This is a genomic window from Halobaculum sp. MBLA0147 (genome assembly GCF_041361345.1).
Lineage (GTDB): Archaea > Halobacteriota > Halobacteria > Halobacteriales > Haloferacaceae > JAHENP01.
This window is the reverse complement of the sequence record NZ_JBGKAD010000003.1, coordinates 264,877-280,553: the sequence shown is the minus strand read 5'-3', so window position 1 is coordinate 280,553 and position 15,677 is coordinate 264,877. Positions and strand designations below refer to the sequence as shown.

General features: G+C 70.4%; 11 protein-coding genes and 1 pseudogene. 5 read left to right on the top strand and 7 right to left on the bottom strand.

Features of this window, described 5'->3' with window-relative positions; translation table 11 throughout:
* Positions 1–97 precede the first annotated feature (97 nt).
* Positions 98–3,430 (top strand): PAS domain S-box protein, encoded by a 3,333-nt coding sequence (locus tag RYH80_RS17715; RefSeq protein WP_370905412.1) that lies wholly within the window; start codon positions 98–100, stop codon positions 3,428–3,430.
* 249 nt (positions 3,431–3,679) lie between these two features.
* On the opposite strand, the gene RYH80_RS17710 is transcribed toward RYH80_RS17715, so the two are convergent.
* The 7 genes and pseudogenes from RYH80_RS17710 to RYH80_RS17680 all read right to left on the bottom strand — a co-directional run bounded on the left by RYH80_RS17710 (position 3,680) and on the right by RYH80_RS17680 (position 10,811).
* The gene (locus RYH80_RS17710; RefSeq protein ID WP_370905411.1) at positions 3,680–4,663 is read right to left on the bottom strand and encodes a hypothetical protein; all 984 of its coding nucleotides are present in this window, start codon (positions 4,661–4,663) and stop codon (positions 3,680–3,682) included.
* 177 nt (positions 4,664–4,840) lie between these two features.
* On the bottom strand, positions 4,841–5,857 hold the full coding sequence (locus RYH80_RS17705; RefSeq protein WP_370905410.1) for a hypothetical protein: 1,017 nt from the start codon (positions 5,855–5,857) through the stop codon (positions 4,841–4,843).
* Positions 5,858–6,009: 152 nt separating this feature from the next.
* Positions 6,010–6,237, bottom strand: coding sequence for a hypothetical protein (locus tag RYH80_RS17700; RefSeq protein ID WP_370905409.1), 228 nt, complete (start codon positions 6,235–6,237; stop codon positions 6,010–6,012).
* Between the two features lie 130 nt (positions 6,238–6,367).
* Positions 6,368–6,988, bottom strand: a complete 621-nt coding sequence (locus tag RYH80_RS17695) for a hypothetical protein (RefSeq protein ID WP_370905408.1) — start codon at positions 6,986–6,988, stop codon at positions 6,368–6,370.
* A 113-nt stretch (positions 6,989–7,101) separates the two neighbouring features.
* On the bottom strand, positions 7,102–8,877 hold the full coding sequence (locus tag RYH80_RS17690; RefSeq protein ID WP_370905407.1) for a b(o/a)3-type cytochrome-c oxidase subunit 1: 1,776 nt from the start codon (positions 8,875–8,877) through the stop codon (positions 7,102–7,104).
* 200 nt (positions 8,878–9,077) lie between these two features.
* Positions 9,078–9,584: pseudogene (locus RYH80_RS17685) on the bottom strand (cytochrome c oxidase subunit II); the annotation flags it as partial.
* A gap of 6 nt (positions 9,585–9,590) precedes the next feature.
* Entirely contained in the window at positions 9,591–10,811 is a 1,221-nt protein-coding gene (locus RYH80_RS17680) for a halocyanin domain-containing protein (protein ID WP_370905406.1), read from the bottom strand.
* A gap of 103 nt (positions 10,812–10,914) precedes the next feature.
* Here RYH80_RS17680 and RYH80_RS17675 point away from each other — a divergent pair, with 103 nt between their 5' ends.
* The 4 genes from RYH80_RS17675 (at position 10,915) to RYH80_RS17660 (ending at position 15,674) form a co-directional block, all read left to right on the top strand.
* Positions 10,915–11,133, top strand: a complete 219-nt coding sequence (locus tag RYH80_RS17675) for a DUF8131 family protein (protein WP_370905405.1) — start codon at positions 10,915–10,917, stop codon at positions 11,131–11,133.
* 202 nt (positions 11,134–11,335) lie between these two features.
* Positions 11,336–12,106 (top strand): sulfite exporter TauE/SafE family protein, encoded by a 771-nt coding sequence (locus RYH80_RS17670; protein WP_370905404.1) that lies wholly within the window; start codon positions 11,336–11,338, stop codon positions 12,104–12,106.
* Positions 12,103–14,961 carry a heavy metal translocating P-type ATPase gene (locus RYH80_RS17665; RefSeq protein WP_370905403.1) on the top strand — a complete coding sequence of 953 codons (2,859 nt, stop codon included), beginning with the start codon at positions 12,103–12,105 and terminating at the stop codon, positions 14,959–14,961. The genes RYH80_RS17670 and RYH80_RS17665 overlap by 4 nt, the downstream gene beginning before the upstream one ends.
* Positions 14,958–15,674, top strand: coding sequence for a DUF7546 family protein (locus RYH80_RS17660; RefSeq protein ID WP_370905402.1), 717 nt, complete (start codon positions 14,958–14,960; stop codon positions 15,672–15,674). Before RYH80_RS17665 ends, RYH80_RS17660 begins: the two co-directional genes overlap by 4 nt.
* The last annotated feature ends 3 nt before the right edge of the window (positions 15,675–15,677 follow it).

The window sequence follows — 15,677 nt, the reverse complement described above, 5'->3', positions numbered from 1 at the left end:
GGGCTTGAGTCCGTCCCCGAAGAGGTGTTTCGCCGACACCTAGAGACAGAGCCACACGGGCAAAACTTTTGTTCGCACATCGCAAGTCGACTGGCAGATGGGAACGGGTACGTCGACGAGCGGGGTGAGTGTCGTCGCCCTCGCGGACGACACCGGGAACTCGTCGATCGCTGCGGTGTTGTCGCAGGCAGACGGTGTGTCGGTTCGCCGCTGTGCGGACACTGCCGAGCTCCGAGAGACGCTGGAGACGGCGCCCCCCGATCGTGTGGTCGTCCACCACGACGCGGACGGCGTCGAGACCGTCGCCGCCGTCGGTGCGGTCCGAGAGGGACGACCCGAACTCCCGGTCACCGTCGTCACCGACCGCACGGTCCCAGACGGCGTGTTCGGACCGCGGACGACGGTCGTCCCCGCCGCCGACACGGACGGACTCGTCTCTGCGATCCGAGACACGGCCGCAGCGGGGAGACCCGCGGACGAGGGGCTCGCAGACGGCAGACACGCAGACGACGCCACAGACGGCAGACACGCAGACGACCTGGCCGCGTTCCGAGATCTCCACGAGATCACCGCCGATCCGGAACACGATGTCGACGAGCGGATCGACCGGCTGTTGCGACTCGGCGCGACACAGTTCGGGACGGACTACGCCTTCCTGGCACGAGCCGACCGCGACACCGGCGAGTACGAGGTGACGGCGTCGTTGAGCGGTCACGACCACCTCGAACCGGGAGCCGTCCACGACCTCTCGGACACGTACTGTCGACACGTGATCGAGGGAGACAGGGAGACGCCGGCGACGACACACGACACGCGGGCGGCGCTCTCGGCGACGGACCCGGCCCACGAGCAGTTCGGACTGGGCTGTCACGTCGCCGCCGAGATCGCCGTCGACGGCGAGGTGTACGGGACGCTGTGTTTCGCCGCCGACGAGCCGCGAGCGGCCCCGTTCTCCGCGACGGAGCGGCGACTCCTCCAGACGATGGCCGACTGGCTCGGCCAGACCTTCGAGCGCCAGCGCCGCGAGGCAGAGACACGAGAGACGCGCGACCGCCTCGCGCGGATCTCCGAACGTGTCACCGACGCGTTCTTCGCCGTCGACGAGGACTGGCACGTGACGTACGTCAACGAGGCCGGGGCGGCCGTGCTACGGGGTGCGATGGGAGCCGACTACACCGAGTCGGAACTGCTCGGCCGACACCTCTGGGAGGAGATCCCGCAGGCGGTCGACACGGAGTTCTACGCGCAGTACACCCACGCGATGGAGACCGGCGAACCGGTGTCGTTCGAGTCGGAGTACGCGCCGTTGGACACGTGGTTCGACGTACGAGCGTTCCCGGACGAAGACGGTCTCTCGGTGTACTTCACCGACGTGACGGACCGCAAGCGCCGCGAGCGCGCACTCGACGCCCTGCTCACGGCGAGCCGAGCGTTCATGCTCGCCGACGACGAGACGGAGTTGGCCGACCGCGTGATCGCGGCCGCACAGGAGGCGTTCGGCCACTCGCTCGCGTCGGTCAGACTCCACGACGAGGAGGCTGGGACACTCCCGCCGACACGCCTCTCCGAACACGCCGCCGAGGTCGTGCCGGACCCGCCGACGTTCGCCGACGACGAGGGGTTGGCCGGGCGCGCGTTCCAGTCCGGAGAGCCGGTCGTCGTCGACGACGTGACCGCGGAGACGACGCTGGACTACGGTCCGGTCGCGTCGGCGATGTACGTCCCGCTCGGCGACCACGGCACCGTCGCCATCGGCGCCGAGGAGCCCGCCGTGTTCGACGACCAACTCGTCTCGCTGGCAGAGTTACTCGCCGTGACCGCCGCCTCGGCGTTCGACAGACTCGCCCGCGAGACGGAACTGCGGGACCTCCAGCGGGCGGTCGCGAACGTCGACGAGATGGTGTTCCTGCTGGACGGTGACGGACGCTTCCGGCTCGCGACGGATCGACTGGCGGACGCGCTCGGCTACGGCGACGGTGACCTCGCCGGAACGCGACTGGCGGACGTGGTGGTTCCCGAGGACGCGGCCACGTGCGGCGACCACGTCGAGACGCTGCGCGACGCCGCGCCCCCCGCGAGCGTCTCCTTCGAGACGGGGTTCACGACTGCGACGGGGCAGGCGACACCCGTCGAGATCGAACTGTCGGCCGTCTCGACGCCACACGGTGGCGACCGGATCGCGGGTGCGGCGACGGACATCAGCGAACTCGCGGCGACACGCACGTCGCTGGAGACGGCACGCGACCGCTTCCGACGACTGTTCGAGAACCTGCCGGACCCGATCGTGGAGGTGGAGTACGTCGCGGGCGAGCCGATCGTGCGGTACCTCAACCCGGCGTTCGCGGACGTGTTCGGCTACGATCCGACGGCGGTGCGCGGCGAGAACCTCAACGAGTTCGTCGTCGGCGAGGCGGCGACGGGCGACCCGACGGTGATCGACGAGCGCGCGACCGCCGGCGAGACGATCCGGACGGAGGTGACCCGACAGACGGCCGTCGGCCCGCGGGAGTTCCTGTTGCAGGTGATTCCCCACCCGCGCGACGGCGGGACGTACGCTTTCGCCGTGTACACCGAGATCACCGAGCAGAAACAGCGCGAGCAGTACCTCCAGATCCTCAACCGGGTGTTGCGCCACAACCTCCGCAACGACATGAACGTCGTGACGATGATCGCGGAGGAGATCGCCGCGGAGTCGACGGACCCACGACTGTCGGCGTACGCCGACCAACTCGCCGACAAGGCGCGCGACGTGGCCTCCGTCTCGGAGAAGGCCAAGGAGATCGAGCGCGTCACGGGGGAGACGGTCGGCGAGATCCGTGCCGTCGACGTGGCCGCGCAGGTCCGCGAGGTGACCGCACAGGTCGCCGCAGACACCGACACCGAGATCGAGACGGACATCCCGCGTGAGGCCTGGGCGCGAGGGACACACGACCTCCAGCGGGCGGTGACGGAACTCGTCGAGAACGCGGTGGAACACGGCGCCGCGCCGACCGTGACCGTACGGACCGGCGAGCGATCGAGGACGGCGACCGACACCACCACGGCGATCGACGAGCCGACAGAGACCGCAGACGAGGTGGTGGAGACGACGACTGCGGAGCCCACCGAGGAGGTCGAGCCGACACCGTTCGCCGCAGTACCGGCCGACGAGATCGACCCGCCGGAGCCCGTCACCGACCCGGGTGAGACGGGTGATCCGGAGCGTCCCGTCCGGATCACGATTCACGACGACGGACCGGGAATCCCGGAGGCGGAGTGGGCGGTCGTCACCGGCGAGCGGACGATCACACAGTTGGAACACGGCAGCGGACTCGGCCTGTGGCTCGCGCGCTGGATCGTCGCCAGCGTCGGCGGCCGACTCGTCCGCCGCGACGCCGACGCCGACGGAACGACGATCGAAATCCGACTCGCGGCCGCCTCCCCGTCGTGAGTCGACCGGAGTGAGCGGAGGAGTCGAGGGAGCGCGAGGAAGGCGAGGAGGAGCGAGGGAGTCGAGGGAGCGCGAGGAAGGCGAGGAGGAGCGAGGGAGTCGAGGGAGCGCGAGGAAGGCGAGGAGGAGCGAGGGAGTCGAGGGAGCGCGAGGAAGGCGAGGAGGAGCGAGGGAGTCGAGGGAGCGCGAGGAAGGCGAGGAGGAGCGAGGGAGTCGAGGGAGCGCGGGAACCACGACCCCGGAGCCGACCTACAACAGCTTCTTCGCCATCTGCACGTAGCGGCCGGCGAGCGACCGGAAGTGGTCCAGGAACTCCCCACGCTCGTAGCTCTGCTCTGCCTCCTTCAGCCGCCGGTCGAACGCACGACTGTCGATCCTGATCCCCTCCGTCGTGTACTCGGCGAGCGTCTCCATGTCCGTCTCCGGACTCGGACGGTCGAAGGTCACGTCGTACTGTGCCACGTCCAGCGGCCACGACCCCTCGACGGAGGCGTCCCAGCGGGCGTACGCCACCGCGACGGCCGCGACGGACAGCCCCAGCCGCGCCTCCCCGATCGTCTCCAACGGACCGGGGATCGGCCGTAGTCGCTCGGCGGCGGTCTCCGTGTCCGGCAACACCTCGTCGTAGGCGGTCAGCGTCTCGACGACGAGCCGTGCCTGGCCGGGGTTCGGGAACGCCGGCAGCTCCGTGTCCGGGTCCGACGGCGACGGCGTCTCGTAACGGCCGTGGAGGAACGCACCCAGTTGGAGCAGGTGGTCACCGAACGGGATCATCACCGCCTTCTTCTCTTGGACGATGTCCTGTTTGATCAGCCGGTTCAGCGTGTCGCGACACTCCGAGAACTCCTCGCTCAGCCGCTCGACGCGGTCGTACACCTGTCGCCCGAGCGTGTACTTCCGGGCGACGTACTCGGCGAGGAGGTCGGCCGGGGTGTCGTAGGGATCGGGGAAGGTGCCCATCGCGTTCAGCGAGCGGTTCAGGTCCGCCATCACCTCGTCGTCCATGACGGTGCTGTGCTGGAACCGCTCGCCGTGAGTCCGGAGGTTGATCCGGTCGGCCGTCGGCTCGAAGAGGTCGTCGAGGTAGCCGTACGTCAGGTCGTAGTCGTCCGTCAACTCGCCGCCGAGCACTCTGGCCGTCGCCGGGTCGACGTCGTCGGTCACGAGGTCCGTCGCGTGTCTCGCCTCGTACCAGTGGACGGTCTCCTCGTCGTCCGACGCTCCGGTGCTCATCCGAATCCGCGTAACCGCCGCCCCGTCTTATGCGTCACGGTGGACGCACCCCGACGCCGGCTCGTACACTCGCGTGGTGCCCGAACAGAATCGCGTGTCGATCAGACGAGTGTCCCGTCGTCACGAGAGTGACACGTCACGTGTCGATCACCGCCGGAGTGACACGTCACGTGTCGATCACCGCCGGAGTGACTCCTCGTCGGGGTCGGTGACACGCGCCGCGATCTCGCGGTAGCGCTCGCCGATCTCGCGGAACCGGTCGAGGTAGACGCCGTCGTGGAACCGATCCGCGCTCTCGGCCAGTCGATCGTCGAACGCACGCAGGTCGTTGACGACTCCCTCCGTCTTGTACTCCGTCAGCGAGTCCATCCCCGTGACCGGACTCGGCTGGGCGAACGTCACCGGAAACACGTCGACACGCAGCGGCCACGTGTCCGGCGCCTGGGCGTCCCAGCGGGCGTACGCGACGGCGGCGAACGCGTGTGCGAGCGTCTCGCGGGCGGCGTCGACGCCGTCGACACCACCCGGTGGCGTCGCGAGCAGCGTCTCGTTGGCGCCCGCTCGCGGCAGTGCCTCCGCGTAGCCGGCCAACACGTCGGCGACGGCGCCGGCGCGCCGCGGGTCCGGGAACGACGGGAGATCACGCACCGGCGCCGCTCGTGGCTCGAACGTCTCGTACCGCTCGTAGAGGAACGCCCCGAGCGTCAACAGCTGCTCGCCCAACACGATCAGGACACCTCGAACCGCCTCGGCGGTCTCCTGGCGTGGGAGCCGGTCGAGTGCCTCCTCGCAGGTGGCGAGTCGCTCGTCGAGTTCTCTGATCCGCTCGAACTCGCGGCGACCCAGCGTGTACTTCCGGGCGACGTACTCCGACAGCAGGTCCGCGGGCGTCTCGTAGGCTCCGGGGAACGTCTCCATCGTCGCGAGCCCGTCGTCCAACTCCTCGTGTTCCGGTTCGGCGAGGAGGCCGGCGTGGCGGAGACCCCCGCCGTGTGTCGCCACCGACAACGCCTCCGCGGTCGGCGCGAGCTGTTCGTCGAGCCAGTCGTAGGTGAGTCGGAAGTCTCCGCCGAGTTCGACGCCCGCCACGCGGTCGGTCGCCGGGTCCGACGACTCGGGGAGTTCCGTCGACGCGTCGGGCGAGAGGAACCCCGGCGGCGACGCCACCTGTCCGGGGTCGTGATCCGACGCCATCTGTCACTCCCACCAGGAGAGCGAGCGACAAAGCCGTGACGGTCGGTGGTCGTCTCTTCCGGTGAACGTTCGTTCGAGAGCCGGTGACGAGGCGGTTCTCGTCTCGTCGCCACGCGGTGTCTGGAACGGACTTCGTGGCGCGGGCGGCCGGCTCAGGAGGCCTTGCGACTCTGCTGGAGGACGTGGCCGAGGAAGCCGACGCCCGGGACGAGGAACACACTGAGGTGGACCCACGACTCGTAGTCGACGTTCGTCGGCTTCGTCACGAGGAACAGGCCGTAGACGGCGGCCATCACCACGATCCACACGGCGGTCAGCGCCACGAACGGCACCGCGTCGCGCAACGCCTCGGCGGTCCTGTCACGGACGGTGTCTGTCACGCCCGGAGGATACCGTGGCGTGGTGAAAAACGACACGGCGACTGCGACGGTGTGCCGAGTCGCCAGATGCTGTGACGGCGTACGGACTCGCAGCCACCCGTCGATCCGGGACCACCGCTCTCGCCCGGAGTCACCCTTCGATAGGTGGCCGGGCGAGCGACACGTCGCGGTCGACGACGGTCTCGCCGCCGATTCGCTCGACGACTGCGACACGCTCGGGCATCGCGTCGGTCGGGAGTCGCCACGCGCCGGTCACCGCGCCCGACTCACCCGGCGCGATCGTACCGGTGCTCGATCGACTCGCGACGGTCGTCTCGTCGTACAGGACGAGTCGGCCCAACTCCACCGCGACCGGTTCGTCCGTCTCGTTCGCGACGGTGACGCGCAACAGGTAGGTCCGGTCGTCCGTCCCACGCACCACGGACCGGTCGACCGTCTCGACCGGCGCCGTCTCCGGCAGCAGTTCCGATCCGACGCCGACGGCGTCCGAGCCGGCGGCAGGCGTCACCGTCGCGGTCTGTGCCGTCCCGTCACGTCCGCCCTCGCCGTCGACCGACACCAGCCCGAGCCACTCCAGGATCATCGTCCCGAACGTGAACACCTCGACGACCACCGGGACCGCGAACGCCAGGATCGCGACCCACTTCAGGAGTCGCCGGCGGTCCGCCTCCTCGGGGTCGGTCGCGGCGTCTGGCGACGCCGAGTCGGTGGGGGCGTCCGTCTCTCTCGCGTCGTCTCCGGTCTCCGTCATGTGGTCTCTCTGCTCTCCGTCGTCGGTCGATCTCGGCTCGTCACCCGTCGTTCGGTTCCCGATCGCCACGGGGCCAGTGGTGACCCCGCGTGCGTGTCACCGACGGTGGCCGGTCACACCGGGAACGGTGCGCTCCCCGGGCCGAGGATGCCGTCGGCGACCATCGAGTACAGCGGCAGGCCGTACGCGAGGACCACCAACACGACGGCGATCCCGAACCACAGCTTCAGGTTGTCCAGCACCCGTGGGGAGTCGTCCGCCGTCGACATCGGCTCCGGCAGTTCGCCGTTGACGCGCAGTTTCGCGTTCGGCGGCGACAGCGTCCAGGTCGCGAGCATCACCGCGAGGAACATCGCGGCGCCGACGAACAGCAGCGTGCCGCCGACGGCGATCTGGGTCTGCATCTCAGCGATTCCCCCGACGACGGCGTCGTAGCTGAACTGCTGGTACTTCGGCTCCGCGGTCCGTCGTGGGACGCCGGCCAACCCGGCGCGGTGCATCGCGTTGCTCATCAACACCATCCCGACGAACCAGACGAACGGCTGGACCGCCGCGACGTTTCGCAACTGCAGCCGCTTGCCGGTGAGCTGTGGGACCAGCCAGTAGGAGATCGCCATCATCGTCAGGGCGAACGCCGTCCCGACTGTGAGGTGGAAGTGGCCCGGCACCCACAGCGTGTTGTGGATGAGGTAGTTGATGTTCATCCCCGCGTTGATCATCCCGGAGAACCCGCCGGCCGCGAACATGATCCCGGCGAGTGCGATTCCCGAGAACTCCGGCTTGTGCCACGGGAGCGCCTTGAGCCAGCCGAAGTACCCCTCGCCGCCGCGCTGGCGAGCGCCGTGTTCCATGCTCGCGACGACGGTGAACAGCGTCAGCAGCGACGGCAACAGCAGGAACATCGTGTTCGTCATCGCGACGAACTTGTACCCCGACGCGATGCCGGGGTCCGTGTACTGGTGGTGGAACCCGACCGGCGTCGAGAGGATCAAGAAGAGGACGAACACGACCCGCGCCAGCGGGTCCGAGAACAGCCGCCCACCCGACAGCTTCGGCAGCACGGAGTACCAGATCAGGTACGCCGGCAGCAGCCAGAAGTACACGACCGGGTGGCCGAAGTACCAGAACAGCGTCCGCGTGAGCAGCGGGTCGACCTGCCCGATCAGCCCCAGCGACCACGGGATGAGGAACACCACGACCTCGACGGCGACGCCGAGCGTCGAGAGGTACCACATCAACATCGTGGTCAACACCATGAACGACTGCAGCGGGATGCGAGCGTCCGGGTTCGCGGACCGCCACTCGCGGAACTGGCGGAACCAGTCCGCACCGGCGATCCACGACCCGACGATCAACAGCGCGGCACCCACGTAGAACAGCGGGTGCGCCTCCAGCGGCGCGTAGAACGTGAACAGGACGTCCGCGCTCGCCGGGATCTCGGGGAACAGCCCCGCCAGCACCGTGGAGGCTGCGAAGAGCGTCCCCAGCGACATCGTCCCGATCCAGGTCCACGTCAACCGCTTGCTGGTCGGTGCGACGCCGAGACTCCGGGTGTTGGCCCAGTGGAACAGGCCGGTGATGAGGAACGTCGTGAACACCAGCGCCAGCAACACGCCGTGGCCGGTGAGGATCGTGTAGTAGTCACTCGACGGGATCACCCGCACCACGTCGGTGCGGTGGAGTGCCTGGATCAGCCCGAACAGCGCGCCGATCCCGAAGGCGACGAACGCCACGCCGAACAGCACCCGGACCGCCTTCGCGGCGTCCGGGTAGCGGTCGACGAACGCGCGTCGCCGTCTCGTCCCGTCGTCCAACTCCGTGTACTGTTCGTCGGTCTCGCCGGCCGTCTCGCCCGGCGCGGTCACGTCGTCTGGGTGTTCGGTCGCCATCAGTCACCTCCCGACGCGCTCGTGGCGTCGGACTCGTCCGCGGTCGTCTCGTCTGCACTGGGCTGGTCTGCACCGTTCGTGTCCTCGGTCGTAGCACTCGTGTCGTCGCCGGTCGACTCGGCGGCCGCGCCGCCACTCTGCTCGACGGCCGCGGCGCCGCTCTGCTCGGCACCCACGTCGCCGCTCCGATCGGCCGGTGGTTCGAACTGTGACGCCGGCACGACACGGATCGTCCCGGCCATCTCGTGGTGAGCCGAGCCGCAGTACTCGTGACAGACGAGCCCGTACGTCTGGGTCTCGTCGAAGGTGACCGAGAACTCCGCGACCTGCCCCGGGATCACCATGCTGTTGACGTTCGTCCCGGCGAGGTTGAACCCGTGTGTCACGTCCGCGGACGTGACGTGGAAGGTCACCCGTTCGCCGGCCGGGAGCCGGAGCGGTTCGGTCGTGCCGGGTCTGAAGAGGAACTGCTGGGCCACGATGTAGACGTGGAGTCCGTCGTCTGCCTCGTAGACACCCGGCGCACGGAAGTTCTCGGTCTGATCGAACTCGCCGTTCGCGATCAGGCTGCTGTCGACGGTGCCGCCGGAGTCGTCGACCATCGCCACGCCGGGGCCGGCGGCTCCGTAGACGATGGTGGCGACGAACCCGACGATCAACAGCAGCGCGGCCCCGAACCAGAGCTTCTCGAACCTGTGTACGTGCATCCGTGATCACCCCGCGATAGACGGTCCGGCGAGGAACTCGACGAAGTACATGAACGCCCACAACAGCCCGATCAACACGAAGTAGCCCGCGACGAGCGCGGCCGTGCCGACCGGGTCGTAGCCGTCGTCGATCTCCCGGACTGTGTCGTCTGCGGGCGCCTCCGTGGCCGTCCCGCCCGCGGCGGCCGCCTTCTCCGCCGCGATCTCTCTGTACCCCGAGTACGCCTCGCCGCCCAGGATGGCCGTCGCCGCCAGCGCGACCGTCCCGCCGGTGAACAACGCGAGCCACCCCGCGAAGTCGTTCGGGACCGGCAAGAGGCTCCCGCCGGACTCGGCGGCTGCCTCGCCGTCCTCGCCACCACCGGAGTCGCCGCCACCGCCGACGTTGCCGACGACGACGGCCCCCTTCATCCCGAGCGCCTCGTGTGGTGTACAGTAGTACGTGTACACACCCGGCGACTCGAACGTCCGTTCGAAGGTGTGGCCCTCGTCCCCGACGAGTTCGCTCTCGAAGAGGCCGTCGGAGCTGACGACGTTGTGTGAGCCGCCCTTCCCGGTCCACGTCCACGTGACGGTGGTGCCCGGGGAGACGCGGACGGCGGCCGGGCCGAACCCGTACGCGCCGTCGCCGTTCTGGACACCGACCTCCAAGGAGACGGACTCCTGTCCGCGTCTGTCGACGGTCCCGTCGAAGTTGGAGACGCCGTCGAACCAGCCCTCGTAGTTCGGCTCCGACACGGCCGCGTCGGCCCCCGACCCACCGCCGGAGCCGCCGACGACGACGGCACCTTTCATTCCGAGCGCCTGGTGTGGCGTACAGTAGTACTTGTAGGTCCCCGCCGACTCGAACGTCTGCGAGAAGGTGTGACCCTCTTCCCCGACGAGTTCGCTCTCGAACCCGCCGCCGTCGGCGACGACGTTGTGCGAGCCACCCTTCCCCGTCCACTCCCAGACGACCGTCGTGCCTGGAGAGACACGGACTGCGGCCGGGCCGAACCCGTACGCGCCGTCGCCGTTCTGGACACCGACCTCGACCGTGACCTCGGACTGGCCGGTCCGGTCCACGACGCCGTCGAAGTTCGAGACGCCGTCGAACCAGCCGCCGAAGTCCGTGCCCGACTGCGCGGACGCGGCCGGGACGGCACTCCCGAGGAGCGCCGCCCCGGCGGCCACAGCGCCGCCGCGGAGCACCTGCCGGCGGGTCGGTGTGCGATCGGTACGTGGCATGTGGCTCGGCGTTTCCGACCCGTGTCGAAAAGGAGGGCCAGTGGTTCCCGCCGCGTGGGAACCGGGGCGACCGGATTAATCGGTCGGGAGTCACCTCTCGCGTGTGACCGTGCAGCCGAGTTCACTCGCGTTCCTGGCCGTGCTCGCGATCGTCCCGGTGTTGGTGTACAGTCTGACGGTCGTCGCGAACACGCTCGCGGCCGTGGCGGGCGTGCTCTCGTTGGCCGTGCTGGTCGCGACGTTCTACGTCCTGATCGGCGGGACCGACGACGCGGACCACGAGACGCACGCGGAGACACCCGACTCCAGCGGGAACGCCTGACAGAGGTGGTCGTAGATCGAATCGAGCAGAGCCGGACTGGATCGGACCGGGTGGAACCGGACCGGGTCGGACCGGGTGGAACCGGATCGGATCGAATCGGGTGGAACTGGTGGTGACCGCGAATCGAGTGGAGAGACACCACGGATCGAACTAGAGAGAACGGTGATCGAGAATCTGCCGTCGCTACGGGGGGTGATCGGGCGTGGGTAGCCTCGCGGCCGGCGTCGAGGTGGGGGCGTTCTTCCTCGTCGGCCTCCTCGGCGGCGCCCACTGTCTCGGGATGTGTGGACCGCTGGTGACGCTGTACGCGGACCACGGTGGCGGGCCGTCCGGCCGCGTGAGTCTCCGCGACGTGCGTCAGCAGGCGCTGTTCACGCTCGGCCGTGTCGGCGCGTACACTCTCCTCGGGGTCTGTTTCGGCGCACTCGGACGGCTCGTCGTCGCCGGTGGCGGCCTCCTGGGTGTGGTCGACGGGGTCCGTGCCGTGGTCGGCGTCGCCGTCGGCCTGGTGGTCCTCGGGATCGGCGTCGGCTACCTCCGCGGCGACCCGCTCGATCCGGGCGCGGCACCGATCCCGGGCGTCGCCGGACTGTTCGCACGCGTGACGGGTCGCGTCCGGGACCGGGCGACGACGTGGGCCGACGGGCCACGGGTCGCCGTCTTGGGTGCGGTCCACTCGCTGCTCCCGTGTCCACTCCTGTACCCGGCGTACCTCTACGCCTTCGCCCGTGGCTCGCCGGTCGCCGGGGGCGTCGCGCTGGCGACGCTCGGTCTCGGCACGGCCCCCGCGCTCGTGGGGTACGCCACCGTCGTCGGCGCGGTGCCGGTGAGCGTCCGGTCGCGGCTCCACCGGGCGCTCGGGGCCGCGTTCCTGCCGCTGGGACTCGTGCCGCTGCTCCACGGGCTGTCATTGCTGGGGCTCCCGGTGCCGACGATCCCGCTGCCTCACTACGGAGGTGTGCCGACGCCGTGACCGACTGCACGCTGTGTGGCCTCGAGACGCCCGCCGAGCCGGTGACCGACGACGAGGTCCCGGGGTCGTTCTGCTGTCGCGGCTGCCTGGAGGTCTCGCGGACGCTGGACGATCCGGCCGCCACCGACCCCGACGCCGCGCGGGAGCGGGTCGGTAGCGGATCTGCGGGCGAGCGGGACGTGGGCGTCGACGCAGACGACGAGACGGCCGCGCGTGGACCCGACGCGGACGACGCACCCCCGAGCGAGGAGGCGTACCTCCACGTCGAGGGGATGCACTGCGCCTCGTGTGAGGCGTTCCTGGAGTCGCGGGCGGAGGCGGTCGACGGCGTACTCGCCGCGGACGCCAGCTACCCCGCCGACGCGATGCGGCTCCGTCTCGCGAGCGAGGGCGACGCAGGTGAGGTGGCCGGCGCGGAGGGGGTAGCCGACGCGGAGGAGGTAGCCGACGCGGAGGGGGTAGCCGACGCGGCGGAGGTGGCCGACGTGGCCGAGGCGGTCGCGGGTGTCGGCTACACCGCCGAGCCGTTGGACACGGCGGAGTCGACGGTCGAGGAGACCAGTTCGGAGACGCTCGGACGCATCCTCGTCGGCGGCTTCTTCGGGATGATGGTGATGGCGTGGTACGTGCTGTTCCTCTACCCGACGTACTTCGGCCTCCCGGCGGACGCGCTGTTGTTCGACCTCCGCGGCGAAGCCGGCGGGTTCCTCCTCGCGAACGTCTGGGTGATGACCTCCGTCGTGCTCGGCTACACCGGCGCACCGCTCGTCCGTGGCGCCTACGTCGCCGTCCGGACCCGCGAGCCGAACATGGACTTACTGGTGACACTGGCCGCCGTCACGGCGTACTGTTACAGCACGCTCGCACTGCTGGTCGGCCGCGTCGAGGTGTACTTCGACGTGACCGTGGTCGTCGTCGTCGCCGTCACCGTCGGCACCTACTACGAACACCGCGTGAAGGCTCGTGCCGTCGCGGCGCTGACCGACCTGACACGGGAACGCGTCACGACCGCTCGACGGCGCGTCGACGGAGCCAGTAGCGAGCGGGACTCGGACGGAGAGACGGAGACCGTGCCGGTGTCGGCGGTCGCGGGCGGCGACGAACTCGTCGTGCGCCCGGGCGAACGCGTGCCTGTGGACGGCGAGATCGTCTCCGGCGAGGCGGGGATCGACGAGTCGCTCGTCACCGGCGAGTCGCTGCCGGTCCGGCGCGGGCCGGGCGACCGGGTCCGCGGGGGGACGCTCGTCACCGACGGCCGTCTGGTCGTGGCGGCGGACGCGGCGGGCGAGCGCACCCTCGACCGGGTGGTCTCGACGCTGTGGGACGCTCGCGGCGACGGCGGGACGCCACAGCGGCTCGCCGACGCGCTGGCGACGCTGTTCGTCCCCGCGGTGGTCTGTCTCGGCGTGGTCGCGTTCCTCGTCCACCTCGCCGTTGGCTCCTCGCCGACGGACGCCCTGCTCACCGGGCTCGCGGTCCTGGTGGTGTCGTGTCCCTGTGCGCTGGGGTTGGCGACACCGCTGGCCGTCGCCGCCGGGACGAGTCGCCTCCTCGCGGAGGGGGTCGTCCTCGCGGACGACACGGCCGTCGAGGCGGCCGCGAGTGTCGACACCGTCGCGTTCGACAAGACCGGGACGCTCACCACCGGCGAGATGACCCTCGATCGGGTCGAGACGGACGACGTCGACCGGGAGACGCTGCTCGCGTACGCCGCCGCCGTCGAGGCGCGGTCGAGCCACCCGGTCGCGGACGCCGTCGTCGACGCCGTGCAGGGTCAGCGTGCGACCGACGGAACGGATCTCGACGTGGAACGGGTGGAGACGGCAGCCGAGGGAGACCAGCAGTCTGCGTCGACCGCGACCGACGGCGGCGTCGGTCCCGACACGCGAGTCGAGAACTTCGAGACACACCCCGGTCGTGGCGTCACCGGCACCGTCGCCGGACGGCGTGTCACCGTCGGCGGCGCGTCGTTGTTCCCCGACGACGCCGTCCCCGACGACCTCCGCGCGGTGTACGAGCGGGCCGACGCAGACGGGGACCTCGCCGCCTACGTCGGGTGGCCCGACGACACCACCGACACCGAGGCGTCCGAACCAGCCCGCGTCCGCGGCGTGTTCGTGGCTCACGACGAACACCGAGACGGCTGGCGCGAGGCACTCGCCACGGTGGCCGGCGGGAGTTCCGACGGAGAGTCGGCCTCCGGTGACGACGGGGACGACGGCCGGCGCGTCGTCGTGTTGACCGGCGACAGCGGTGCCGCCGCGGACCGCGTCCGCGACTGCGAGGCGGTCGACGCGGTGTACGCCGGCTTGCCGCCGGAGGCGAAGACGGAGACGGTGCGCCGGCTCCGCCGCGAGGGGACGGTCGCGATGGTCGGCGACGGGAGCAACGACGCCCCGGCGCTGGCGGCCGCGGATCTCGGGGTCGCCGTCGCGACCGGCACCGAGTTGGCGGCCGACGCCGCCGACGCCATCCTGCTCCACGGTGATCTGGCGGCGGTCGACCGGACGCTGTCGATCCTCGCCGGGACGCGACGGCGCGTCCGCGAGAACCTGACGTGGGCGTTCGGCTACAACGCGGTGGCCGTCCCGGCGGCCGTGCTGGGTGTCGTGACGCCGCTGCTCGCGGCGGTCGCGATGGCCGCCTCCAGTCTCCTCGTCGTCGGCAACTCGACGCGGGCACTGATCGACCCCGACGGAACGGAGGCAGACGGAGCGGAGACGGACGGAACGGAGGCAGACGGAGCGGAGACGGACGGAACGGAGGTGGCTGGAGCAGGGACGGACGGAACGGAGGCAGACGGAACGGAGGCAGACGGAACGGAGGCGACGCACGAGGGGGTGAGCGACTCGTGACCGGCACCGCCGAAGACCGTCGGCTCCAGTCGTGGCTCCGGGTGCTCGTGACGGTGTGTGGCGTCGAGTCCGGGCTGGCGCTGGCGTACCTACTCGGGACGGACGCCGGGCTCGCCGCACCGGCGACGCTCGCGGTGCCGTTCGTCTGGCTCACGGTCGCCGCGACGGCCGTCTGGGTCGTCGACGTGCCACGCGTCCCGCGACGGGTCTGGCTCGGTGCCGCCGTCGTCGGCGGCTCGTACACGCTCGCACTCGCGTGGCTCACCGGTGTCGTCTCGCCGTCGTCGGGTGCGGCGACGGGGCTCGACCTGCTCTTCCTCCCGCCCGGGTGGGGACCGGCACTCGGCTGGGACGGTCCCGTCGTCGCGGCGCGACTGCTCCCGTACCGCGTCGCCGGCTACCTCGCGTTGGGCTACCTCGTCGCGGTCGCGGCCGCCGACGCCGCTGGGCCGGGCGACCGCGTCTGTTCGGCTGCCGGCGGCGTCGTGGCACTCTCGTCGTGTGCGGGCTGTTCGCTCCCGCTGGTGTCGTGGCTCGTCGGCGGACTCGGCTCCGTCGCTCTCGTGGGGAGCCTCGGCGTCGGTCCGGCGACGTACCTCCTCGCGACGGGGTCGTACCTCGCCGCCGTGGGCGCGCTCGTGTGGCGCGGTCGGATCGCGACCGCCGTCGACCGCCTCTGGGCGTCGCTCGGCAACGGTGAGACTCCCCGGTGACGA